Origin of the sequence: Cognatishimia maritima (assembly GCF_900129685.1) — a bacterium.
Classification (GTDB): Bacteria; Pseudomonadota; Alphaproteobacteria; order Rhodobacterales; family Rhodobacteraceae; genus Cognatishimia; species Cognatishimia maritima.
This window is the reverse complement of the sequence record NZ_FQWM01000006.1, coordinates 188,988-212,310: the sequence shown is the minus strand read 5'-3', so window position 1 is coordinate 212,310 and position 23,323 is coordinate 188,988. Positions and strand designations below refer to the sequence as shown.

The 23,323-nt window shown below is 57.2% G+C and carries 25 protein-coding genes, 2 tRNA genes and 1 riboswitch; of the genes, 17 read left to right on the top strand and 10 right to left on the bottom strand.

Translation table 11 applies throughout. The annotated features are described in order from the left end of the window. Positions 1 to 2: 2 nt before the first annotated feature. Both cobW and BUA39_RS13405 read right to left on the bottom strand, forming a co-directional pair. Positions 3 to 1,040, bottom strand: a complete 1,038-nt coding sequence (cobW, locus tag BUA39_RS13410; protein WP_072793713.1) for a cobalamin biosynthesis protein CobW — start codon at positions 1,038 to 1,040, stop codon at positions 3 to 5. Between the two features lie 8 nt (positions 1,041 to 1,048). Then, entirely contained in the window at positions 1,049 to 1,444 is a 396-nt protein-coding gene (locus BUA39_RS13405) for a DUF1636 family protein (protein ID WP_242648602.1), read from the bottom strand. Between the two features lie 96 nt (positions 1,445 to 1,540). Then, positions 1,541 to 1,754, bottom strand: a riboswitch (cobalamin riboswitch). A 37-nt stretch (positions 1,755 to 1,791) separates the two neighbouring features. Here BUA39_RS13405 and cobO point away from each other — a divergent pair. From cobO to BUA39_RS13370, 7 genes are all read left to right on the top strand, one after another. Next, a complete protein-coding gene (gene cobO, locus BUA39_RS13400) occupies positions 1,792 to 2,409 on the top strand; it encodes a cob(I)yrinic acid a,c-diamide adenosyltransferase (protein WP_278246319.1) in 618 nt (205 codons plus the stop codon). A gap of 13 nt (positions 2,410 to 2,422) precedes the next feature. Further along, complete coding sequence (locus BUA39_RS13395) at positions 2,423 to 3,028, top strand: HAD family hydrolase (protein WP_131814602.1); 606 nt, start codon at positions 2,423 to 2,425, stop codon at positions 3,026 to 3,028. Positions 3,029 to 3,195: 167 nt separating this feature from the next. Further along, positions 3,196 to 4,644, top strand: a complete 1,449-nt coding sequence (locus BUA39_RS13390) for a cobyric acid synthase (protein WP_072793711.1) — start codon at positions 3,196 to 3,198, stop codon at positions 4,642 to 4,644. Between the two features lie 62 nt (positions 4,645 to 4,706). Continuing rightward, positions 4,707 to 5,429: a molybdate ABC transporter substrate-binding protein gene (gene modA, locus BUA39_RS13385; RefSeq protein ID WP_072793710.1), complete on the top strand. Its 723-nt coding sequence runs from the start codon at positions 4,707 to 4,709 to the stop codon at positions 5,427 to 5,429. Continuing rightward, the gene (modB, locus tag BUA39_RS13380; protein WP_072793709.1) at positions 5,429 to 6,130 is read left to right on the top strand and encodes a molybdate ABC transporter permease subunit; all 702 of its coding nucleotides are present in this window, start codon (positions 5,429 to 5,431) and stop codon (positions 6,128 to 6,130) included. Before modA ends, modB begins: the two co-directional genes overlap by 1 nt. Continuing rightward, on the top strand, positions 6,127 to 7,221 hold the full coding sequence (modC, locus tag BUA39_RS13375) for a molybdenum ABC transporter ATP-binding protein (protein ID WP_072793708.1): 1,095 nt from the start codon (positions 6,127 to 6,129) through the stop codon (positions 7,219 to 7,221). The genes modB and modC overlap by 4 nt, the downstream gene beginning before the upstream one ends. Positions 7,222 to 7,281: 60 nt before the next feature. After that, positions 7,282 to 8,184: a DMT family transporter gene (locus BUA39_RS13370; RefSeq protein WP_072793707.1), complete on the top strand. Its 903-nt coding sequence runs from the start codon at positions 7,282 to 7,284 to the stop codon at positions 8,182 to 8,184. A gap of 5 nt (positions 8,185 to 8,189) precedes the next feature. On the opposite strand, the gene BUA39_RS13365 is transcribed toward BUA39_RS13370, so the two are convergent. Beyond that, positions 8,190 to 8,912 (bottom strand): NUDIX hydrolase, encoded by a 723-nt coding sequence (locus BUA39_RS13365; RefSeq protein WP_072793706.1) that lies wholly within the window; start codon positions 8,910 to 8,912, stop codon positions 8,190 to 8,192. 227 nt (positions 8,913 to 9,139) lie between these two features. Between BUA39_RS13365 and BUA39_RS13360 the strand changes: the two genes are divergently transcribed. From BUA39_RS13360 to BUA39_RS13345, 4 genes are all read left to right on the top strand, one after another. Further along, positions 9,140 to 9,616: an EF-hand domain-containing protein gene (locus BUA39_RS13360; RefSeq protein WP_072793705.1), complete on the top strand. Its 477-nt coding sequence runs from the start codon at positions 9,140 to 9,142 to the stop codon at positions 9,614 to 9,616. A gap of 104 nt (positions 9,617 to 9,720) precedes the next feature. Beyond that, positions 9,721 to 10,305, top strand: a complete 585-nt coding sequence (locus BUA39_RS13355) for an RNA polymerase sigma factor (RefSeq protein ID WP_072793704.1) — start codon at positions 9,721 to 9,723, stop codon at positions 10,303 to 10,305. Continuing rightward, positions 10,298 to 10,675 (top strand): hypothetical protein, encoded by a 378-nt coding sequence (locus BUA39_RS13350; protein WP_072793703.1) that lies wholly within the window; start codon positions 10,298 to 10,300, stop codon positions 10,673 to 10,675. The genes BUA39_RS13355 and BUA39_RS13350 overlap by 8 nt, the downstream gene beginning before the upstream one ends. 4 nt (positions 10,676 to 10,679) lie before the next feature. After that, positions 10,680 to 11,174 (top strand): periplasmic heavy metal sensor, encoded by a 495-nt coding sequence (locus BUA39_RS13345; RefSeq protein WP_165610526.1) that lies wholly within the window; start codon positions 10,680 to 10,682, stop codon positions 11,172 to 11,174. 10 nt (positions 11,175 to 11,184) lie between these two features. Here the strand turns inward: BUA39_RS13345 and BUA39_RS13340 are convergent, their stop codons facing one another. Continuing rightward, complete coding sequence (locus BUA39_RS13340) at positions 11,185 to 12,567, bottom strand: diguanylate cyclase (protein ID WP_072793702.1); 1,383 nt, start codon at positions 12,565 to 12,567, stop codon at positions 11,185 to 11,187. A 76-nt stretch (positions 12,568 to 12,643) separates the two neighbouring features. Between BUA39_RS13340 and BUA39_RS13335 the strand changes: the two genes are divergently transcribed. From BUA39_RS13335 to BUA39_RS17060, 5 genes are all read left to right on the top strand, one after another. Next, positions 12,644 to 12,928 carry a DUF3572 domain-containing protein gene (locus BUA39_RS13335; RefSeq protein WP_072793701.1) on the top strand — a complete coding sequence of 95 codons (285 nt, stop codon included), beginning with the start codon at positions 12,644 to 12,646 and terminating at the stop codon, positions 12,926 to 12,928. A 40-nt stretch (positions 12,929 to 12,968) separates the two neighbouring features. After that, positions 12,969 to 13,664 carry an HAD family hydrolase gene (locus tag BUA39_RS13330; RefSeq protein WP_072793700.1) on the top strand — a complete coding sequence of 232 codons (696 nt, stop codon included), beginning with the start codon at positions 12,969 to 12,971 and terminating at the stop codon, positions 13,662 to 13,664. A 59-nt stretch (positions 13,665 to 13,723) separates the two neighbouring features. Beyond that, positions 13,724 to 15,469 (top strand): DUF4153 domain-containing protein, encoded by a 1,746-nt coding sequence (locus BUA39_RS13325; RefSeq protein ID WP_072793699.1) that lies wholly within the window; start codon positions 13,724 to 13,726, stop codon positions 15,467 to 15,469. A gap of 64 nt (positions 15,470 to 15,533) precedes the next feature. Next, positions 15,534 to 16,121 (top strand): heme NO-binding domain-containing protein, encoded by a 588-nt coding sequence (locus BUA39_RS13320; protein ID WP_072793698.1) that lies wholly within the window; start codon positions 15,534 to 15,536, stop codon positions 16,119 to 16,121. After that, the gene (locus BUA39_RS17060; RefSeq protein ID WP_341349551.1) at positions 16,118 to 17,155 is read left to right on the top strand and encodes a GGDEF domain-containing protein; all 1,038 of its coding nucleotides are present in this window, start codon (positions 16,118 to 16,120) and stop codon (positions 17,153 to 17,155) included. Before BUA39_RS13320 ends, BUA39_RS17060 begins: the two co-directional genes overlap by 4 nt. On the opposite strand, the gene BUA39_RS13310 is transcribed toward BUA39_RS17060, so the two are convergent. The 5 genes from BUA39_RS13310 to BUA39_RS13290 form a co-directional block, all read right to left on the bottom strand. Continuing rightward, positions 17,115 to 17,189 (bottom strand) — tRNA-Glu (locus tag BUA39_RS13310). The two genes, BUA39_RS17060 and BUA39_RS13310, sit on opposite strands and share 41 nt — an antisense overlap. Before the next feature lie 56 nt (positions 17,190 to 17,245). Next, positions 17,246 to 17,320, bottom strand: a tRNA-Glu gene (locus BUA39_RS13305). A 122-nt stretch (positions 17,321 to 17,442) separates the two neighbouring features. Next, on the bottom strand, positions 17,443 to 19,185 hold the full coding sequence (gene recJ, locus BUA39_RS13300; RefSeq protein ID WP_072793697.1) for a single-stranded-DNA-specific exonuclease RecJ: 1,743 nt from the start codon (positions 19,183 to 19,185) through the stop codon (positions 17,443 to 17,445). Beyond that, positions 19,182 to 20,165 (bottom strand): class II fructose-bisphosphatase, encoded by a 984-nt coding sequence (gene glpX / locus BUA39_RS13295; protein ID WP_072793696.1) that lies wholly within the window; start codon positions 20,163 to 20,165, stop codon positions 19,182 to 19,184. Before glpX ends, recJ begins: the two co-directional genes overlap by 4 nt. Positions 20,166 to 20,253: 88 nt before the next feature. Beyond that, a complete protein-coding gene (locus BUA39_RS13290) occupies positions 20,254 to 21,540 on the bottom strand; it encodes a homoserine dehydrogenase (RefSeq protein ID WP_072793695.1) in 1,287 nt (428 codons plus the stop codon). A gap of 179 nt (positions 21,541 to 21,719) precedes the next feature. Between BUA39_RS13290 and BUA39_RS13285 the strand changes: the two genes are divergently transcribed. Next, positions 21,720 to 22,310 (top strand): TetR/AcrR family transcriptional regulator, encoded by a 591-nt coding sequence (locus tag BUA39_RS13285; protein WP_072793694.1) that lies wholly within the window; start codon positions 21,720 to 21,722, stop codon positions 22,308 to 22,310. 8 nt (positions 22,311 to 22,318) lie between these two features. Here the strand turns inward: BUA39_RS13285 and BUA39_RS13280 are convergent, their stop codons facing one another. After that, the gene (locus BUA39_RS13280) at positions 22,319 to 23,230 is read right to left on the bottom strand and encodes a pirin family protein (protein ID WP_072793693.1); all 912 of its coding nucleotides are present in this window, start codon (positions 23,228 to 23,230) and stop codon (positions 22,319 to 22,321) included. Positions 23,231 to 23,323 lie beyond the last annotated feature (93 nt).

The window sequence follows — 23,323 nt, the reverse complement described above, 5'->3', positions numbered from 1 at the left end:
GTTTAATCGACCAGCGCAGCGCGGATCGCTTCCTTGTTTACGTCATGATGTTCTGCAATCACGACCACTTTGCCCTGACGGCCTTCTTCGGGCTTCCAGGGACGGTCAAATTGGTGACGGACCCGAGACCCAACCGCTTGCACCAAGAGGCGCATGGGTTTGCCTTCCACAGCAGCGTAGCCTTTCACACGGAGAATGTTCTGATCCTTGACCAGCCGTTCCACGCGTTCCGCAAAGCTGACGGCATCCACCTGTTCCGGCAGATCAATCACGACGCTTTCAAAATCGTCGTGTTCATGGTCGTGGTGGCCGTCGTGATGGGAAGGACGTGCCGCCAAATCATCTTCGGCGGCGGCGTTGAGACCTAGGATAACACGCGGATCGACCGCACCTTCGGCGACTTCCACGACCGGGATCGGACGTGGGGCTTCTTTGGCGATCACTTCTTTGGCCTTCGCAACACCTTCTGGACCAGCCAGATCAGGTTTGGTCAGCAGAATAATGTCGGCGCAGGAAATCTGATCTTCAAACACTTCGGACAAAGGTGTTTCGTGATCGAGGCTGTCGTCCGCTTCGCGCTGGGCATCCACGGCAGCCACATCGGGTGCGAACCGGCCAGCAGCGACGGCTTCGGCGTCGGCCAGTGCAATCACGCCATCCACGGTGATTTTGCTGCGAATATCTGGCCAGTCAAACGCCTTGAGCAGTGGTTTCGGCAGCGCCAGACCAGAGGTTTCGATAATGATATGTTCGGGGCGTGGTTCCAACGCCATCAGGGCTTCGATGGTCGGGATAAAGTCATCGGCCACGGTGCAGCAGATGCAGCCGTTCGCCAGTTCCATGATGTTTTCAGCAGGGCAATCCGGGATCGCGCAGGATTTCAGGATTTCACCGTCTACGCCCACGTCGCCAAATTCATTGACCACAACAGCCAGACGTTTGCCCTGAGGGTTCTGCATCAGGTGACGCACAAGGGTCGTTTTGCCAGCGCCCAAAAAGCCTGTGATGACGGTGACGGGAAGTTTTTCGAGGTTGCTCATTGGGGGCCTTACTCTGGCAGGGTCAGCGGCGGGACGCGCGCGATACAGTTTTTGCGGAAATGAACGGGGCGCTCGCGCCAAGGGACAATCCCGTCGGCGGTTGCGGCGTATTTTGTGATACCTTCATGCACCAAGGCGGCGTCGTCGGCGCCGGTGAAGTTGCCATAGACATAGGTCCAGCGTTCGGACCCGCCGCGCACGGCGATCGAACAGCCGCTATCACAATTGCTGAGGCATTCGACCTCGCGGACGGTCACATGCGCTGGCCAGTCCAACTCGGCCAAGGCTGCGCCAAGCTGCGCGCCGGGGCGGGGGCCTTCGATTTCGGTCGGTTGGCCCGCCCTGCAGGTTGCGCAAACAAGCAACTCAACAGGGGCCAAGTCTGGCGCGAGATCTATGGGCAAATTGTCTCTCCTTTGATCCGGTCTTTGGTCGGAGGGACAAGGGCGAGGGGCGGGGACGGCATGCGTTTTCCCGACACCGGAACACCCCGTCCGGTTTCATGTCTTTCTTTGCTGGCAGGTCTCCCGGCTTACGGATGTCAAAGCGGGTCGCTTTGGCGGACTTTGGCCTTCCCGGCGCATGCGCCAGTGGCTTCAAAGACCTCTCCGGTCACGGTCGCGGGGGCGGCTGCGTTTCAAATTGCGTCGCAATCCTTATCGCATTCCCTTTTCACCTGCTCTAAGAACAGGAACCAACAGAACGGACATGCGCGATGGCGCAGGATGAGTCAAGCATGGAGGCCACCCCCGTGAGCGATAACACAGATCAGAACACCCGCCACGCAGAGAAGATGAAGAAAATCAAAGCCGCACGGGATCGGATGATGGCCACAAAGACCGAAGAAAAAGGTCTGATTATGGTGCATACTGGGCCCGGCAAGGGGAAGTCCTCGTCTGGATTCGGAATGATCATGCGCTGTATTTCGCACGGCATGCCCTGCGCTGTGGTTCAGTTTATCAAAGGGGCGATGGCGACCGGGGAACGGGCGTTTCTGGAAGGTCATTTCTCTGACCAGTGCAAATTCTATGTGTCTGGCGAAGGATTCACCTGGGAAACGCAGGACCGCGAACGTGATATTGCCAAGGCGGAAGCGGGCTGGGAATTGGCCAAAGAGCTTATTCGCGACGAGACGAATAGATTTGTACTGCTGGATGAGATCAATATCGCGCTGCGCAATGACTATTTGGATATCGACGAGGTAGTGGAGTTCTTGCTGACCGAAAAGCCCGACATGACGCACGTGTGTCTGACAGGGCGGAACGCGAAGCCCGAGTTGATTGAGGCAGCGGATTTGGTGACCGAGATGACTTTGGTGAAACACCCGTTCCGCGATGGGATCAAGGCGCAGAAGGGTGTGGAGTTTTAAAGAGGAGTTGATTTTGGATTTTGAACTGGTCGTCTGGGATTTTGACGGCGTTTTGAATGCAAATATTATTGGTGGGAAATTTGTTTGGGCGGACAATCTGGAGGCTGATCTGGGACTAAATCCGCAAAGCTTTTCTGATTTTGTATTTCGGTCCCACCAAATTGCGGAAGTTATTCGCGGAAAGCGTGACTTATTGGATGTAACTCAGGACTGGCTGGATGATCAGCCGACGCAATTGGGCGCTTCGGAGTTTCTTGAGTATTGGTTTGATCAAGATGCTCTGCCTGATCTTGAGGTGACAGGTTGGCTTAAAGGCTCAAATGGCCGCAAGGTCATTGGCACCAACAATGAAACACGCCGCTCGTCCTATATTGAAAACCAAATGGGCTACGGTGCCTTGGTCGATTGCTTCTTTAGCTCTGGCCGTTTGGGCGCGGCAAAGCCAAATGTGGAATTTTGGCAGGCCATTGAAGCATGGTCCAGTTTGAAAGGTCCGCAGATATTACTGATTGATGACAGCCAAAGGAACATTGAGTCAGCCGCGAAGCGGGGGTGGAGCACTTTCCACTTTGATCAGAATTCTCGTTCAGGGCTCCCAGCTATACTTGGTCTAGCCTGATTGAGGTGTTCGCCCGGCATCGCCGGGTAGCGCCCGACCCTCCCCACGGGAGGGCGCTTCGCACCCACCCGGGGTCAGGCGCTCCCCTTTGTAGAAGCATCACATTCTGATTTGCGCAAATATGCTATCCGTGCCAATCAAGGCCTCGTTGAACTGCGAGGCGCACCATGACCAAAGCCATTATGATCCAAGGCACCGGCTCTAACGTCGGGAAGTCCATGCTCGTGGCGGGTCTGTGCCGGGCGGCCGCAAGACGCGGCCTATCGGTCGCGCCATTCAAACCTCAAAACATGTCTAACAATGCCGCTGTGACCTCGGACGGCGGAGAGATTGGTCGCGCCCAAGCGCTGCAAGCCTTGGCATGCAATGTTCCGCTGACGGTGCACATGAACCCGGTGTTGTTGAAGCCAGAAACTGATGTCGGATCGCAAGTCGTGGTACAGGGCAAACGGCTGACCACCGTCAAAGCGCGGGACTATGCGAAGCTGAAGCCGCAACTGATGGAACGCGTGATGGAGAGTTTCAACCTGCTGAAATCACAACATGATCTGGTGATTGTCGAAGGCGCGGGTAGCCCGGCAGAAGTTAACCTGCGTGCAGGCGACATCGCAAACATGGGCTTTGCTCAGGCGAGTGGCACGCCGGTGATCCTCGCAGGCGACATCGACCGGGGCGGGGTGATTGCGCAGATTGTGGGCACGCAGGCGGTAATCGACGCGAAAGATGCTGCGCTGATCAAAGGCTTTTTGGTGAATAAATTCCGGGGCGATCCAAGCCTGTTTGACGATGGTTACGCGCTGATCGAACAAAAGACCGGCTGGCGTGGCTTTGGTGTACTGCCGTATTTCCAAGACGCTTGGAAACTGCCCGCCGAAGACGCGCTTGATATCCGTAGCAACGCGTCCCATGGGCAGTTCCACATCGTCTGTCTTGGTCTGTCACGGATCGCGAACTTTGACGATCTTGACCCATTGGCGCAGGAGACAAACGTGCGTCTCACCATGCTGCGCGCTGGGCAGGCCATACCGGGCGACGCGGATTTGGTGATTATCCCCGGCAGCAAATCGACCCGTGGCGATTTGGCCTTCCTCAGAGATCAAGGATGGCACATCGACCTTCAAGCCCACCTGCGACGCGGCGGCAAAGTGCTTGGTATTTGTGGTGGCTACCAAATGCTTGGGCAAATGATTGCGGACCCAGACGGCATCGAAGGCGCGGCGGGTGAAACCGCTGGGCTTGGGCTGCTGGACGTCGCCACCGTGATGACGCCAGACAAACGTCTGACTGAAACCAAAGCCGTGCATGCCGCCTCTGGGCAGGTGTTTTCAGGCTATGAAATTCACATCGGTCGCACGCAAGGCACCGACTGTGCGCGGCCTTTCGCAACCGTCGCCGGGCGCGACGAAGGGGCGGTTTCGGCGGATGGTGCCGTGATGGGCAGTTACCTGCATGGCATGTTCGCCGATGATGGGTTCCGCCGCGCCTTTCTGACCTCGCTTGGTGCCGAGGCAGGACACACAAATTATGCGCAAAGTGTCGAGGCGACCTTAGACGCCTTGGCCGACCATATCGAAGCGCATTTGGACGTTAACGGCGTCTTGTCCTGCGCGCGCTGAGCGGCAGCTTGTAATACAGCGCGCCATCGACAATAGTGCCTCAGACTTTCGGAGCCTGAGCCATGCGCGTCATCGCGTTGTTTTGCCTGATCTTTTCTGCGCTGCCGCTGCGGGCAGAGGTGACTGTATTCGCGGCGGCTAGCCTGCGTGGTGCGTTGGATGAGGTCAATGCGCGGTTTGACGGCAAGGTGATCGTCTCCTACGCCAGCAGCGCGGCCCTCGCGCGGCAGATTGCCCAAGGCGCACCGGCAGATGTGTTTCTATCGGCCAGCCCGGAATGGGTAGCGTTCCTTAAGGACGACCCATTCGTTGAGCTTATGAACGTGACTGACATTCTAAGCAATCAATTGGTTCTTATCGCCTCGGAAACGGCGCAAGCGACGAATATACAAGACCTTCCAAGCGCCTTATCTGGGCGCAACTTGGCGCTCGCGCTGACGACCGCTGTGCCCGCTGGTATTTATGCTCGCGAAGCCCTTGAAACGATGGGTCTTTGGCCGCAGATTGCCCCGCATAGCGTCGAGACTGACAATGTCCGCGCTGCGCTGGCTTTGGTGGCTTTGGGCGAGGTCGATTATGGCATTGTCTACCAGACCGACGCCCTGACGCAGAAAAACCTGCGGGTGCTTGATGTGATAGCAGCGGATACCCATCAGCCCATCCGCTATGTTGCTGCCCAGATTGGCACAGGTGCCGATGCAGCGCGGTATTTTCAGTTTCTCTCTGACCCGACGGCACAAGCGATATTTATGGCGCATGGCTTTGCGCTGCCGGAGGCAGAGTAATGGAAAGCGTATTCCTTAGCCCTGAAAGCTGGACGGCGGTCTTTCTGTCGCTGCGCGTTTCGCTGGTGGCGACGCTGCTCAGTTTGCCGCTTGCGATTTGGGTGGCGCATTTGCTGGCGCGCGGTAGGTTTCGAGGCAAACAAGTGCTGAATGCGCTTGTGCATTTGCCCTTGGTGTTGCCACCAGTGGTGACCGGATACTTGCTCTTGCTGACTTATGGCCGGCGTGCACCAATCGGGCAATTTCTGGAACACTCCTTTGGGTTTGTGCTGGCCTTCCGCTGGACCGGCGCGGCGCTGGCAGCGGCTGTCATGGCCTTTCCACTGATGGTGCGCGCTATTCGGATTGCGATTGAAACCGTCGATCCAAAACTCGAAGAAGCCGCAGCGACTTTGGGGGCCAGCCGCTGGTTCACGTTTCGGCACGTGACTTTGCCATTGATCTTTCCCGGCGTCATTGCGGGAAGCGTTCTGGGATGGGCTAAAGCGATGGGCGAATTTGGCGCAACCATCACTTTCGTGAGCAACATTCCCGGCCAAACACAGACTGTGCCGTCAGCGATCTATGCCGCGCTGCAGGTGCCGGGGCGCGAAAGTGAAGTGCTGAAACTGGTTTTGATTTCGGTCGTCTTAGCCGTCGGGGCGCTTTTGGTATCAGAATGGCTGGTCCGTCGCCGCCGCAAAAAGGTGGACGCCGCATGACGCTGAATGTTGCGATCACCACCGTCCTAAAGGGCTTTGACCTTGATGTGAATTTTGCGGCTGAGCGGGGTGTAACGGCCATTTTTGGGGCCTCTGGGGCAGGCAAAACGACGGTCATCAATGCGGTGGCCGGGTTGCATAGGCCCGACCAAGGCACGATAACCTTGGACAATGATACCTTTTTCGCTGCTGACCGGGGCATCAACGTGCCCGTCGCAGACCGGCGTCTGGGTTATGTTTTTCAGGATCACCGCCTGTTTCCAAATATGACAGTTGCGCAGAATCTGTCGTTTGCCAAAAAAGCGCGTGGACTGCGGCAAGATGGGCAACATCACAGCGCCGTTTTGGAGATACTCGGGATCGCACCGCTGTTGGGCCGCTACCCTACTGATCTAAGCGGTGGGGAAAAACAGCGCGTTGCAATCGGGCGCGCGTTGCTGTCGCAACCAAAGGTGCTTTTGCTGGACGAACCTTTGGCCTCTTTGGATCACGCGCGGCGTTTGGAAATTTTGCCTTACCTTGAACGGCTGCGGGACCATTCGGATTTGCCCATCCTTTACGTTAGCCACTCTGTCAGCGAGGTTGCGCGACTGGCCAATCAGGTTGTGCTATTGGATCGCGGTCGCCAAATCCAAGTTGGGCCGGTAACCGAGGTGTTTTCAGATTTGGACGCCGCCCAGTTTCTGGGGCGGGATGATCATGGGGCGGTGCTTTTTGCCAAGGTTGTCGCGACCCATGCGGATGGGGTGACAGAAGTGCAGTCCAGCGGCGGGCGCTTGTTTGTCAACCAAACAGTAAGCAGCGCGAACAAACGGATACGGCTGCGCATTCGGGCGCAGGACGTGATGCTGAGCCTGAGCCGCCCTGAGGGGCTATCGGCGTTGAATGTCCTTCCGTGCGTCATCGCAGATATCCGATCCGAGGCCAAAAATAGCGTTCTCGTACAATTGGCGTGTGGTCCCGACCGCCTCCTGTCCCGGATCACCGAACGGTCGCGCCAGCATCTGAATTTGCAGATCGGAATGCCTATTTTTGCGGTTTTGAAAACAGTTTCGATGGCGCAGGAAGCGATTGGGTTTCAGGCCGGTTAGCGATATGCACGGCTTTGAGGCACAGCACCTCAATCGCGGTCTGACAGAAAGGACGTCACATTGGAACTCTGGGTGATCCTTTCGATCTTAGCCGCCTTTTTCCAAGCGGTGCGGTTCATGCTGCAAAAGCACCTGAGCCAGATCAAACTGAGCGCGTCAGGCGCGACTTTCGCGCGATTTGTCTATTCTTCGCCGCTCGCCTTGTTGGCCGCCGCGCTTTATGCCGCGCCCGGTCTAGCGGCACTGCCATCGCTGGGGATCGGCTTTTGGGGATATGGGGCGCTCGGTGGATTTGCCCAGATCGCGGCGACGGTGTGTACGGTGATGCTGTTTGGGCGGCGCAATTTTGCCGTCGGGCTCACGTTCAAAAAGACCGAAGTCATGATGGCTGCAATCATCGGTATGGTGATCTTAGGGGACATCATATCGCCGCTGGGTTTCATTGCGCTTTGTGTTGGATTGGCTGGGGTGCTTGTGCTGTCAGGCCCAATCCCGGTTGAGGGACGTTGGTGGACCAAGTTGCTCTCGCCCTCAGCGCTTCTTGGATTGTCCGCAGGGGCGCTTTTTGGGGTGTCCGGTGTGTCGTATCGCGCCGCGAGCCTGATGGTGCCGGGCGCTGACCCGTTTGAACGTGCAATCCTGACGCTTGCCGCAGTCACCACGATGCAGATGGTTGGTATGGCAGCTTGGCTTTACCTGCGCGACCGCGCAGAGATCGGCCGCGTCCTTGGTACGTGGCGCACCGCTATTTTTGTCGGACTCACAAGCCTTGCTGGTTCGTTCTGCTGGTTCGCAGCCTTCACCTTGCAAAATGCAGCCTACGTGAAAGCGGTCGGCCAGATCGAATTGATCTTTGGATTCGCGGCTTCATCGTTGTTTTTCAAAGAGAAAATCACAAGACGAGAGGTCTTTGGCATTGTCTTGATTGCCACCAGCGTCTTAGTTCTTGTTGTTTATTCTTGAGGCACTTAGCCGCCAAGGTCCGCCTTGGTCGGTGGGCGACCGTAAAGCCTTGTGAATAGCCCGGCTTCGTCGGTGTTGCGAAAAAAGGGCACCGTCGCGGGGTGGCCTTTTTCATGCAGACGCCCCTCGACTTCGGCCAGAACGACCTCGGTGATGAACGGCAAATCATAGCTGCGCGCCTCTGACAGCGGTACCCATTGCAAGTGGGAAAGTTCGTCGCTGGCGCGCGAAAAATCGTCTATGTCACCTGACAGGTCCGCGGCATCCACCAAGAAAAACCGCGCGTCAAAACGCCGAGGCCGACCGGGCGGAGTGATCGCGCGAAAGACAAATTTCAACCCGCCTGCATGGGGCAAATGCCCGGTATTCGCATAAGCTTCCCAATCCGTGCCAGGTGCCTCAGGCCAAGGGGCTTTGGTGCCCAGTATAAGCCCGGTTTCTTCCCACAACTCGCGGATGGCCGCTGCAAAAAGGGCTGTGCCAATGGTCGGGCTTGTTTCTGGCCGTAGGTCCTCTGCCAAACGCAGCGCATTGATGTCACTTGGCGGCGTGGCAAGCGGGACGTGGTGGTCATCCTTGTCAACAGCCCCGCCCGGAAAGACAAACTTGTTCGGCATGAAGGCTGCTTTTGAACCGCGTTGCCCCATCAGCACCTGTGGCGTGGTTTCACGGTCTCGCAAAACAATCACGGTGGCGGCATCTCTGATTGCGGTTTTGTCGATGCTCATCGTTTTCTTTCCCCGATCGGCAATAACGCTTATTGAGACCAGCCTATGCGGCTGACTTTGGCACGCCAACCGCAAAAGCGTCAGCACGGTCCCAAAAGGCGAGGCGACCGGGCGTCACACCAAATTCTAAAAAATGCAACTTGGTGCGACGGAAATCAAAAGCAGCGCCGTATTACCCTTTGAAAGCGGACAAGAGGCTCGCTTCTCATAGGAAAAAGGAAGCTAAAATGATACGCGCAGTAATTCTTTCAGGGGCCATGGTTGCAGCGGCAGCGCTGACAGCAGGTGAGGCAGAGGCAAAAGGCGGCTTTGGTGGCAAGCATCATCGCGCTAATGTGACCTTTGAGCAACTGGACGCCAATGGCGATGGGCAGGTCACAAAAGAGGAAATGGCCGCGCATGCGACGGCGCATTTCGGTGAAGTGGATACCGATGGTGATGGCAAGCTGTCTGCCGAGGAATTGACGGCGGCGACAGAAGCGAACCGCGCAAAGCGGATCGCCAAGATGATCGAGCGGCATGACGAAAATGGCGACGGGATGCTGGATCAAGCCGAGATGATGCCGAAGGGCGACCGGGCCGAGCGCATGTTTGCACGGCTTGATGCCAACGAAGACGGTATGATCAGCGCAGAAGAATTCGCAAAGATGGAGCGACATGGCCACCGCAAAGGCATGGGCAAGGGCAAAGGCGACAACAACTAGGGTCGCCATGCAAGCTCGCTGTGTGGGTGGCGCAGGTGATGTGCCACCCGCTGATGCCGCAAACTGGATTGCGACCGACTGCATGACAGGCTACTCCGACGGAAATGAACATGCCGCGAGACAGTTTTGAGGACGTCACTGACGACGCGCTGTTGGTTGCTTATGCCAATGGCGATCCCGTGGCTGCTCAGGCGCTGACCCAGCGGTTGACACCAAAGGTCTTTGGCCATGCCTACCGGCTGCTTGGGAACCGAGCGGATGCCGAAGATATCACCCAAGAGGCGTTGATCCGGCTTTGGAAGTTTGCGCCGGAGTGGCGACAGGGCGAGGCAAAAGTATCGACCTGGCTTTATAAAGTGGTCGCGAACCTATGTACGGACCGCTTACGCAGAGGGCACTCTGTTGATTTGGATAGTGTGCCAGACCCAGAAGACACCGCACTGAGTGCCGCAGAACAGATGCAACAGCGCGCGCGGCTCGATGGGTTACAACAGGGGCTGAATGCTTTGCCAGAACGCCAGCGCCAAGCGGTTGTCTTGCGGCATATCGAAGGGTTGAGTAACCCAGAGATCGCGGAAATCATGGGGGCAGGCGTCGAGGCGATTGAAAGCCTGACGGCAAGAGGAAAACGCACATTGGCCAAGATACTGGCCGAGCGCAAAGATGAACTGGGATATACCGATGGCTGATAAGAAAGCGACACCTCCGGTCACTGACGATGCGTTGGATGCTCTTTTTGCAGAAGCAGCAGACTTTGCACCGACGCCTTCTGACGCTTTGATGGCCCGCGTTTTGGCGGATGCTGAGGCATTCCAGCCTGCCGCTGCAGAACCAATGGCGCGAAGGTCGCAGCGCTCTTGGCGGGTTTTCTTAGATGTGATTGGCGGGTGGCAGGGCGCTGGCGGTCTGGTGGCTGCGACACTGGCAGGCGTCTGGATTGGTTTTGTCGGCTCTGACAGCGTATTATTACAGGATGGGCAGATCTTGCTTGAGGGTGAGACGGATTATTACCTGTCAGACCTTGCCGGGGACTTCAGCTTTGACATCGGGGAAGGATGACACAATGAGCGCAAATTCAACACCGCCGCGTGCTCCGATGCGTCGTAGCCTTCGTATTCTTCTTTTTGTGTCGCTGGCGCTGAACCTGATCGTCGTCGGTCTTGCTGCCGGAGCGATCTTTGGCGGGTCGCATAAATCGCACCGATTGCCGCGCGAGACCGATTTCATGGGGGCCTTTACACAGGCATTGCCAGATCGGGATCGTCGTGAAATCGGACGGGATATCCGGCGGCATCATCGGCGTGAAGGCATTGACAGGGCCGCAGCGCGGGCTGAATTTGAGGCCATGTTGACGCTGATCCGGTCAACACCGTTTGAGGCGGACGATCTGCGCGCGCTTTTGACCAAACAGGCACGGCAGGAGGCTGATCGTCGGGTAGCGGCGCAGGACATCTGGCTGAGCCGTGTGGCCTCGATGACGGACGCAGAGCGTCAGGACTACGCAGATCAGATCGAAGCAGTCCTTGCCGCGATGGCGAAACGTGGGCCACGCCGTTGAGCGTTGATTTCTAGGCGGGTACTTTCGCCAAACGCACCTGATCGCGACCGCTGGATTTGGCATCATAAAGCGCGGCATCAGCCTGGCTGATCAGCGTATCAATGGGTTTTGACACATTGGGATGGCCGCAGATGGCAACCCCAAGGCTCATCGTGACGGTCAATCCGCCCTCCAATTCGGGAATACAGATCGGCGTGGCTTTGATCTTGTCACATAGGCGATCTGCTGTTTCGCGGGCATTTGTTTCGTCAGCGTCAGGCAGGACGATCAAGAACTCTTCACCGCCAATGCGCGCCACCAGATCAACGCTGCGCACGCCATCGCGCAAGCGCTGCGCCACTTCGGAAAGAACGGCATCGCCAGCCGCGTGCCCAAACCGGTCATTCACCTGTTTGAAATGATCCAAATCGGCCAAGATCACAGCAAAACTGCGTTTCTTTGCAAGGGCATGCGCCTGCATGCGTCGAAGTTGCGGCATGGCATAGCGGCGGTTGAAGAGCCCGGTCAAAGGGTCGGTGACTGCCGCTTGCAAGCTGATATTCACATTGTCGCGTTGTCGGTCCGACAGTCGTTTCTGCGACACAAGCCGCGAGACGCGTAGCGCGAGTTCGTCCGGGTCAAAGCCATTCACCATGACGTCGTGTGCGCCCAGATCAAGCGCGTCGACCAAAGTTCGTCGCCTTTCGTCGGACATGATCATCAGAATTCCTGCATGACGCGTGGTCGCGCGCGCACGGATTTCAGCGACAAGGCGCAATGCGCCTTCTGGTTTTTGGTGATCCATCGCAATGACAAAAACATCGGGCGTCTTGGCCTCTGCGATATCTTTCAAAGTTTCGGCATAGACCTTGGGTGTCAGTTCATATGGCATCATCGGCTTAAGAACGGCGGCCCACCGCACCGCCGTCGCAGCGTCTGGTGTTGCGATTTGCACGCGCGCGCGCTGCACGAAATCGGGGGCAGATTCTGCGAAACCAAGGGCATGATTGGTTTCATTGCGAATCTTGCTTTCCTCTGCGGTTTCATGGGACCTGAGAAGGCTACGGAGCCGCGCCTGCAGTACGCTATCATCCAATGGCCGCACGAGAATATCGCTGACGCCAGCCTTCAGTGCGTGAAGGCGCTGTTCGCGATCCTCAAAGTTGCAGATCATCACCATGGGGATATGTGCTGTGGCCTTGGCGTTGCGCAGCTCAGCGCAAAAGTCGGTTGCTGGGCGATCCTCAAGGTTGCTGTTTACCAAGATCAGGTCCGGTAAGTCCTGTTTGATCATCGCGCGCGCCTCTTTCGAGGAGGCCGCAAGCGCAACGTCGTAAAATGCGCTGGTCAAACGGACTTTTAGGACAATACGGTTGGTTGCAACGCTATCGATGATCAGAATTTTACCGGGCATGCGTCCTGTCCTTGCCAAGTGATAGGAGTCATTTGTAGGTAGATTGGTTAAGAAACCATTTCGAAAGTTAACTAAATTGTCCTTTTCCCCCGAAGCTGCAGAAACGCTGGCCTTGAACGCACTGTCTTGGCTGGCCGGAAATGACGAATTAATGCCGGTCTTTATGGGGTCAACGGGCGTCTCTGCCGCCGATCTACGAGAGCGAGCGGGGGACCCTGCGTTCCTTGGTTCAGTGCTGGATTTCCTGACGATGGACGACAAATGGGTGATCGCGTTTTGTGATCATTTTGGTCTGGACTACAGCGCACCTTTGCAGGCGCGGCAGGCGCTGCCGGGTGGCGGAGAGATGCATTGGACATAGGTGCCGGCAGGTTTGATTGGCAACTATGGCAGGGCAAAGAATGACCAGAATACAGGCGCTTATTTTTGACAAAGACGGCACGCTCTTTGATTTTGACGCGACGTGGAACAATTGGACCCTTGGTGTCATTCATCATTTCAGCGGAGGCGACGCCGCGCGCACGAGCCAGATCGCTGATGGAATCGGCTTTGACCTCAGCCAGCGCCGATTTCGCCCCGATAGTCCGATCATTGCCGGAACCAATCGAGAGGCCGCAGAGCTTTTGGCCGCTGCAGCAGGGCACCCGGACGCGTCCGAGGTAGAGCGTTACCTGTCTGAAAGCACGGCAAATGCACCTTTGGCCGAGGCGGTCCCATTGCGGCCCTTAATGACACGCCTGCGAAGCGCCGGTTTGAAACTCTGCGTGGCCACCAATGATTCAGAGAGCGGCGCTCGGGCACATTTGGCGGCAGCCGACTGTTTGCAGCAATTCGACTTCGTGGCGGGATATGACAGCGGGCTAGGCTGCAAACCTGCGCCTGATCCGCTGATTGCTTTGGCAGCGATGATGTCTGTGCCGATTGAAGCCTGCGCGATGATCGGGGATAGTTTGCACGATTTACAGGCCGGACAGCGTGCTGGCATGACAACCATCGGTGTTCTGACTGGGCCTGCAAGCCATGATGCCCTAAGCCCCCATACCGATCACATCCTGCCTGACATCGGGCATCTCCCGGATTGGCTTGCTTTGACCTGATGGCTTGCTCATCTGTTCAAAACTTCGCAAAATTCTAAAAACATGCCGGGGAGAGCAGGATGAGCAGCCAAGATACAGACCGCGAAGCACAACGGCATCTTGCCATGGCGCTCTTGGGGGCGGCGGCGGGGTTTGCAATGTGGGTTCTGGTCGATGTGTTGCCCGACACCCTTGATAACGCACGGCTTCTGCTATGGATTGCGAGTGCAACGATTGGCTTTTTCGTCGTGCTCTTTGCGCTTTTGGGTGGCCTACGCTGGCAACTCGCGCTTGCCGGCGCCGCTGTACTAAGCCTGACCGACGCGGCCTTGCTCTATTGGTCGAGCGGGCGCTTTGTGGAACTGGGCACCGCCCTTGAAGACAGCGCGTTGCCCTATGCCTGGGCAATGGTCCTCTTTATTGGCGCGCCTTTTGCGACGGCATTGCTGAAGGGCAGACCGACCGAATACGCGCTGCTGTTTGAGACAGCATGGACCATCGTTGTGCGTTACGTCGCTGCTTGGATATTCGTCGGAATTTTCTGGGGGCTGCTGTTCCTTTCTGACGAACTGCTTGAAATTGTTGGCCTGACGATCATCGGGGACCTGATCGACGAAGAGCCGGTGCCATACCTGCTGACCGGGACGGCATTGGGGCTGGCGCTTTCGGTGGCACAGGACCTCAAGGCCTATGTCTCTCCCTATTTGCCGCTGCGGCTCTTGCGTCTTTTGCTGCCGATGGTGCTGGTCGTTGTGAGCGTCTTTATCCTCGCTTTGCCCGCACGTGGCTTGTCGGGGCTTTTCGGTTCATTCTCGGCCGCGGCCATAATGATGAGCGTCGCAATCGCCGCCATTACCCTGATCACGTCTGCACTGGACCGCAGTGATGGCGATGGCGTGCAGTCCCGTTGGATGCACCATGCTGTTCGGCTGCTGGGGCTGCTTTTGACCATTCTGGCGGGCCTCGCCATCTGGGCCATTTCGCTGCGCGTATTGCAATATGGTTGGACACCACATCGGTGTGCCGCTGCACTGGTTGCAGGTTTGGTGCTAATTTACGCGCTGCTTTATGGGGCGGCGATCTTACGAGGGTCAGGCTGGCGGCAGTGGATCAGGCAAGCCAATGTGGGCATGGCGTTGTTGACCCTGGGGCTGGCTGCTCTCTGGATGACGCCGCTTCTAAATGTGCAAAAGCTGTCTGTTGACGACCAGATGGCGCGCTATCTGTCGGGGCAGGTGACGGCAGAGGATTTCCCGGCTTGGGAGTTCACCCACGACTATGGAATCGCGGGACATCAGGCGGTTGCCGCGTTGAAGGCGCTGGATGCCGAAGAACACGCGGTATTACACGCCAGACTGGACCGCGCGACGACAGAAAATCGTTGGGAATTTAGGCAAAATCAGCGCAATGAGTCGGTCCGAGAGATCGCCGAAGCGCTACCACCAGCGATGAAGGTCTGGCCGGAAGGTCGAGACTTGCCTGTGGACTATTTCACGAATGCAGGACGTCATTGGTTGGAGGAGTGGAGTGAAACTTGCGTCGCTGATAGTGTCCGGCCATGCGTTCTTGTCTTCGGACCTTTCGGGCGGCAAGGTGCTGAGATTGCTTATCTATTTGTGCCAGAGGCAGAAAGTGGAGCAACAACTTATCGCGCAGTTGGAGATCAGTCACCGCCGCAGTATTTCCAGAAAGAAAACCGTTTCTCACAGGATGCGCTTCTGAGCGAAGAAGCCTACGCCATGGTGGTCACAGGCGGTTATCGGATCGGTCCGGCAAGCCGAAAGTCCTTATGGCTCGGAGAGATCGAAGTAACTTCTGACAATTGAAACTATTGGATAAATCTTAAAACCCGCACGGGATACTCGCTTTGTCATAACCAAAGGGGGGTTGATGCACGGGCTGGTGAACAGGGCGATTCAATGTTTTGTACGCGACACATATAGTGACGCGTGTTGGCGGCATGTTGCGCGCAGGGCAGGGCTTGAGCAGCCAGATTTTGAGGCGATGCTTGACTATGATGATGTGGTGACGGACCGCGTCATTGCCGCAATCTCCACAGAGTTTTCGGTGCCTGTCGAAACGATCTTAGAAGACATTGGCACCTACCTCGTCAGCCACCCAAATGTTGAGGCGCTGCGGCGGCTCTTGCGGTTCACGGGCACAGATTTCAGGGAGTTCCTCTATTCCCTTGATGACCTGAAAGCGCGTGCGCGACTGGCGCTTGCTGATCTGGATATTCCCAATCTGGAACTGCGGGATTACGGGCCAAACCACTTCAATCTGATCTGCCATCATCATTTTGCCGGGATCAGCTACGTAGTTATGGGCATTCTGCGCACGATGGCGGATGACTATGGCGCGCTTGTATTGCTCGAAAATGAATCCATCAGCGCTGATCTGGGCCTGATCCGCATTCAACTGGTCGACGATGCCTTTGCCGAAGGCCGGCAGTTTCACCTTGGGGCGCACCACGGATGACAATGTTTTCGCCACATCTTGCGGTGGGGCAGGTCTTGGATGTCTTGTGTCCAATGCATGTGCAAATCGGTCCGAACGGGCGCATTTTTCACATCGGTCCCACGCTGGCAAAACTCTGTAGTGGAGACTGCATGCTAGGCGCGGACTTCCTTGATGTATTTGACTTTCAGCGCCCGCGCGACGTCACGTCAGTGGACGATCTTTTGGTGGCTGAGCCGCGCAAGCTGCAACTGGTATTGCGAACCTCGCCTCAGGTCGCTCTGCAGGCCGTAGCCGTATTCGACCCGCGCGAGGGGGGCATGGTATTGAACTTAAGTTTCGGAATTGGCGTTATCGATGCGGTTCGGGACCATGGGCTGACCAGTTCTGACTTTGCTCCCACCGATCTGACAGTTGAAATGCTTTTTCTGGTGGAGGCGAAAGCCGCTGTTTTGGATGAATCACGTAATCTGAATCAGCGCTTGCAGGTCGCGAGAAACTTAGCGGAGGAGCAGGCCTTTTCAGATCCTCTGACAGGGCTGAAAAATCGCCGCGCCCTCGCCAAAACGTTGCTGCAGCAGATCGCTGACAGATCCGCCTATGCCTATCTACAGCTTGATCTTGATCTTTTTAAAGCGGTCAATGACCAATTGGGACACGCCGCCGGGGATGAGGTGTTGCGCCGGACGGCTGAAACCCTATCCCAGCTAACCCGCAGAGATGACCTCGTGGCGCGGATTGGCGGGGATGAATTCGCGGTGATTTTTGACGGCGCGCTCCCACGAGAAAGATTGGCCTTTATCGCGGCGCAGGTGATCAAAGCGCTGGAAAAGCCTATCACGTTTGAAGGGCATACTTGCAACATCTCGGCAAGCATCGGGATCACACTGATCGCCGAGGGGCAAGAAATCACCTCTGACGAAGTGATGCGACAAGCGGACCATGCGCTCTATCATTGTAAACAAAGCGGGCGCGGGCGCTATGCGTTCTATGAAGATATTCAGCAAGAAGAAGTGGCAGCCCGTAGGGGAATCGAACCCCTCTTTCCAGGTTGAAAACCTGGCGTCCTAACCGATAGACGAACGGGCCACATCGCAAATGCGTTTTGGAATTTCCCTTTTGTATCAGGGGTTTTCCTGCTTCGGTGGCAGCCCGTAGGGGAATCGAACCCCTCTTTCCAGGTTGAAAACCTGGCGTCCTAACCGATAGACGAACGGGCCGTGCCGAAGCGTGAGGCGGTATTTATGCAAAGCGCATGGACGGCGCAAGCGGAAATTGGACGCTTTGCAGATTTTTTATAACGCGGTTTTCGGTACCTGTTTGGCAGCCCACGGGCCCTGTGTCAGGCCGGGGCAGCGTCCTCGAGCCGAAGCTGAACAGACTGGCGCCCGCCCCAAGTGTTGATGTCCAACCGTCCCGCCAGATGAAAGCGTTTCCCGCCGTGGTTTTCCAATGCCGGTCCAATGGCCGTGTCAAAGGCCCCAAAACAAATCGCCTCAAGCCGCGCTGCCAATCCATCGCCAAAGGTGACCTTCAGGTGGTTGTCCCCGATCCGCTTGGCAAATCGTATTTCGACATCCGGGAAGGCAAATCGCGGGGCTGGGGCGCCTGCGCCAAAGGGGCCTGCTGCTTCGAGTTGATTGACCAAATCCAAAGAGGCCGCGCCGGGCATAAGCATGCCATCAAGCTTCAAATCCGCAGGACCGATGTCCCCAGCGCCCTGTTTTTCAAGCAACTCCGAGAGCCGCTCCATCGCAGGTTCCAATTGATCCCGCATCACAGTCAGGCCCGCCGCCATCTTGTGGCCACCGCCTTTGACCAGCAGCCCTTCAGTGGCGAGCCGTTGGATCGCGGCACCAAGATCAATGCCCGCAACGGAGCGACCAGAGCCTTTGCCTTCATCTCCATCAAATCCAATGACAATTGCCGGTCGATTTGTTGCTTCTTTCAGGCGGCTTGCAACGATGCCAACGACACCGGGATGCCATCCGTCGGCGGCGGCCCAAACCAATGGCGCGTCCAGCCCTCGTTCTTCGGCCTGATCCATTGCGGCTGCGCGGACGGCAGATTCGATATCGCGGCGTTCCGTGTTGAGTTGGTCCAGCCGATCCGCAATCGCCTGAGCTTCTTGTGGATCCGATGTGGCGAGTAATCGGGCCCCGAGGTCGGCCTGCCCAATGCGCCCGCCAGCATTGACGCGCGGGCCGAGTAGAAAACCCAGATGGTAGCTTGATGGGGCCGTGTCCATGCGCGACACATCGGCAAGGGCGACCAAACCGGCCCGTTCACGGCGCGCCATGACCTTTAAACCTTGCCGCACCAGCGCGCGGTTGACACCGATCAGCGGCGCGACATCCGCGACAGTGGCCAGCGCCACCAGATCCAGCATCGCCATCAGGTCCGGGCCTTGCGCACCATCTGCACGCATTTGGCGATTGGCCTCGACCAACATCAGGAACACCACGGCCGCCGCACAGAGGTGCGCGAGATCGCCGTTCTCATCCTGTCGGTTCGGATTCACGACCGCGTGGCAATCGGGCAGCGTTTCACCGCCGAGGTGGTGATCCAGCACAATCACATCTGCGCCTTTTGCGGCTGCGATGGGGCCATGCGACAGCGTTCCGCAGTCCACACAAATGATCAAGTCATGCTCTGCAGCAAGCGCCGCCATCGCCTCGTCATTCGGGCCATAGCCCTCGTCAATGCGGTCCGGCACATAAAGTGTCGCTGACAGTCCCATTGCGCGCAGCCACACCAGCAGCAGCGCGGCAGAACTGCCGCCATCGACGTCATAATCCGCAAAAACCGCAATTTTCTGGCGCGCTTTGACGGCCACAAGAAAGCGCGCTGCAGCGGCTTCCATGTCTTTCAGGCTGCGCGGGTCAGGCAGCAGGTCACGTAATGCCGGTGCCAGAAAATTCTCTGCCTCATGGGCTGGAATGCCCCGCCGCGCAAGCACTTGGCAAAGCGCACGGGGTAGGGTGGTGGATTGTTCCAATGCTTCCGCAGCCCGGTCAATTTCAATTGACGGGCCAACCCATCGACGTCCTGTCAATGAGTTGGAAACATTGAGAAAATCACTCATTCTGCGGCTTTGACAGAATCCGCAGGCATGCGATAGGTCATCCGGCGCACAGAGCCAGATTTTGAGCGCATCAGAAGCGTTGTGGTTTCAAGCCAGCCGGGTTCGCGTTTGATCCGGGGCAGCAAAGAGCCACCTGTCACGCCGGTTGCGGCAAAGATCACATCTGCCGTGACCATGTCGTCACGAGTATAGACGCGGTCAAAGTCTTCGATCCCGGCCTTGCGCGCGCGCGCCTTTTCGTCGTCATTGCGGAACAAAAGGCGGCCGTGGATTTGTCCGCCCATACATTTCAACGCAGCCGCGGCCAAAACGCCCTCAGGCGCGCCGCCAGATCCCATATACATGTCGATGCCGGTTGTTGCGCTGTCAGCGCAATGCATGACCCCGGCGACATCGCCATCGGTGATCAGGCGGATCGACGCGCCAGTGCTGCGGACCTCTTCGATCATGTCCTCATGGCGTGGACGTTCTAGGATACAAACCGTGATGTCCTTGGGGAGGCAGCCCTTGGCTGTCGCCAAAGCCGAGACACGGGTGGCCGGTGGCATGTCCAATGTCACGATGCCTTCCGGAAAACCGGGGCCAATCGCGAGTTTGTCCATGTAGACGTCAGGCGCATGCAGCATGGAACCGCGCGGCCCCATTGCAATCACCGTCAGGGCGTTGGGCATGTCTTTCGCGGTCAAAGTCGTGCCTTCCAACGGGTCCAGCGCGATGTCAACGCCCGGTCCTTTACCGGTGCCGACCTCTTCGCCGATGTAAAGCATCGGAGCTTCGTCACGTTCGCCCTCGCCAATCACGACAACGCCCGCAATATCGAGCAGGTTCAACTGTTCACGCATCGCGTTTACAGCCGCTTGGTCAGCAGCCTTTTCATCGCCGCGCCCGACAAGGTTGGCAGAGGCCAGCGCCGCTTGTTCGGCGACACGGGCAAGCCCCAGTGACAAAAGTCGGTCGTGAAATTCTGGCTGGGTGCTCATCTGTCCGGTCCTATTTGTTCTTATGATCTGTGGTCACGTTAGCCGCCTGCCGTACAAGGGACAAGCGGCAGCGTGTTTCGCGGATTGGTCAGACGGACTCGATCCGCAGAACGACCGGCTCACCGGCCAACACGCCCGTTGCTTCCAGCGCAGTCAGCGCGGCATCCAAATCTCGGCGTTGTGTTTTATGCGTGACAATCAAAACAGGCGCTTCAGAGCCATCGTGATGCCCTTGCCGCATGCGGTCCACGCTGACGCCCGCATCACCCAAGGCAAGCGCAAGTTTAGCAAGCGCGCCGGGTCGGTCTAGCAGGCCAACACGCACATAATAAGGCGCGGTAGAGTTAGAAGTCGCCGCCTGCGCGGAAACAAGAACTTTAGCCGGGATGCCGAAAGTCGGCAGTCTCAGTCCACGCGCGATGTCACAGATATCGCCCATGACGGCGCTTGCAGTCGGGCCTTCTCCTGCGCCCGGACCACGCAAGACGATCTGTTCAACATCATCGCCTTCGATCACAACCATATTGGTGCCGCCCTTAAGCTGACCCAAGGGGCTATCAGCCGGGACGAGGCAAGGTGACATGCGCTGCTCAAGGCCGCGACCGGTCAGTTGGGCGACACCCAACAGTTTGATGCGAAAACCCAGATCCTCTGCCAGTTTGATATCTTCGATGGAAATGCGCTCAATGCCTTCCAATTCAACACCGTCAAAATCAACCTTGGTACCAAAGGCGATGGCTGAGAGCAACGCAAGCTTATGACCCGCATCGATCCCGCCGACGTCCAGATTTGGATCGGCCTCCAGGTAGCCAAGCGCATCTGCTTCGGCAAAGACCTTGTCATACGGCAGCCCTGCGTCCTGCATGCGGGTCAGGATGTAGTTGCAGGTGCCGTTCATCACACCCATCACGCGCTTGATCTGGTTTCCGGCCAGGCCTTCGGTCAGGGATTTGATAACGGGTATGCCGCCTGCCACAGCGGCTTCGTAGCGAATGACACAGTTGTTGGCTTCGGCCTGTTCCGCCAGCGCTTGACCGTGAATGGCAAGTAGCGCTTTGTTCGCCGTCACCACGTCTTTACCAGCCGCCAATGCGGCCTCTGTCGCGGCTTTGGCGGTGCCTTCGTGCCCACCCATCAGTTCGACAAAGACATCGACATCGTCACGGGTCGCTAAAGCGACCGGATCATTTTCCCACGCATAGTCAGATAGAGACACTCCACGGTCTTTGTCGCGAGACCGGGCAGAAACAGCGGTGATCACAACCGGACGTCCTGTGCGGGCCTGAAGAAGATCGGCTTTCTTGCGCACGATTTTGACAACGCCGATGCCAACGGTGCCAAGTCCGGCAATGCCAAGACGCAGAGGGGTCGTCATCACAATCTCCTTCGATTTCGACTGCTGGATTGCCGTGTAGCGTTTTCAACGGCGGGCTGCAATCGCGGGATTGCGCCAAAAATGCAGGTTTCTATCCCCGAAATTCAGGCTTGTGTCGAAAGAGGCAAAATGGAACAGTTGTTCAATAAATACAGGCTTTGCCGAGATTGGAATTTGTAATGGCGCGCACCTCTGGGTCGCATTCTGAAATTACGGGTCCGCGTATCCTCGATGCGGCGCTACGTCTCTTTGCGCAACAGGGCTATGCCGCTGTTTCTATGCGGAAAATCGCGTCAGAGGTCGGGCTGCAGGTGGGTGCGCTCTATAACTATACGCCTGACAAACAAAGCCTGCTCTTTGGATTGATGCGCGAGCATATGGAAAACCTCGTTGCCGCATGGCGCGAGGAGGCGCAGGGTGGCACCCCAAACGCGCGGCTAGAGAAATTCGCGCGCTTTCACATTCGCTACCATAATGTGCGTCGCGATGCGGTCTTCATCGCCTATATGGAATTGCGCAATCTGACGCCTGAAAACTTCGAGATCATCGAGGAGCTGCGCCGCCAATATGAGGGTGAACTGATAGCCATTCTTGCAGAGGGCGTGAGGCAAGGCGATTTTCAGGTTGCTGACCCAAAAATCACAGCGATGGCAATTATCGCGATGCTGACAGGGGTCAACACTTGGTTTCGCGAAACCGGCCGACTGTCGCTGAAAGACGTTGAAGACATCTATTGGGATATGACGCGCCGCGCAGCGGGCGCGTCATAGATTTAGGGTCAGTGCGCTGGGCGAATAAACGTCCCATTGCGCAGTTCCGAGAAGGCTTGTTGCAGTTCTGCCTGCGTGTTCATCACGATCGGGCCATGCCAAGCGACCGGTTCTTGGATCGGCGCGCCTGAGATCAGCAAGAAGCGTATACCTTCGGGGCCAGCCTGCACCGTGACCTCGTCACCTGTGCCAAACCGGACGAGGGTCCGGTTGCCGCTCATGTCGCGGATGTTCACCTCTTGCCCGGCCACTTCTTTTTCCAGCAGAACGCCGGTCGGCGTGCTGGCATCCGCAAAGGCACCCGCGCCATCAAAGACATAGGCAAATGCGCGGCGGTAGGTATCAACCGGGAAGGTCTTTTTGACGCCGGGCGGAACGTAGATATCAAGGTATTGCGGATCAGCGGCAATGCCGTCGACCGGGCCGGTTTTGCCCCAGAAGGTCCCGATCACAACTTTCACCCGCGTTCCATCATCATCAATGATCTCAGGGATTTCAGTGCCTTTCACGTCCTGATAGCGCGGAGCGGTCATCTTCAATGATGACGGCAGGTTTGCCCAAAGCTGGAAGCCATGCATTTGACCTTGGGTGTTCCCCTTCGGCATTTCTTGGTGCAGAATCCCAGACCCAGCCGTCATCCATTGGATATCGCCAGCCCCAAGGCTGCCACTGTTGCCAAGGCTGTCGCTGTGGTCGACAGTGCCGCTGAGCACATAGGTGATGGTTTCAATGCCGCGGTGCGGGTGCCAAGGAAAGCCTTTTGCATAATGCTCTGGCCGATCATTGCGGAAATCGTCAAAAAGCAGGAAGGGGTCCAACTCGCTTGGGTCTTGAAACCCAAAGGCGCGGTGCAGGTGAACGCCGGCCCCTTCCATTGTTGGAAGCGCGCGACGTGTTTCAAGTGTAGGTCGTAGGGACATAACTGTTTCCTTTCGATTTGAATCTAGGGCGCGGTGCGGTGCACGCCAAGTCCGATGACTGTGCAAGGGCGAACCGAGTCTGTGCGGTTTGGC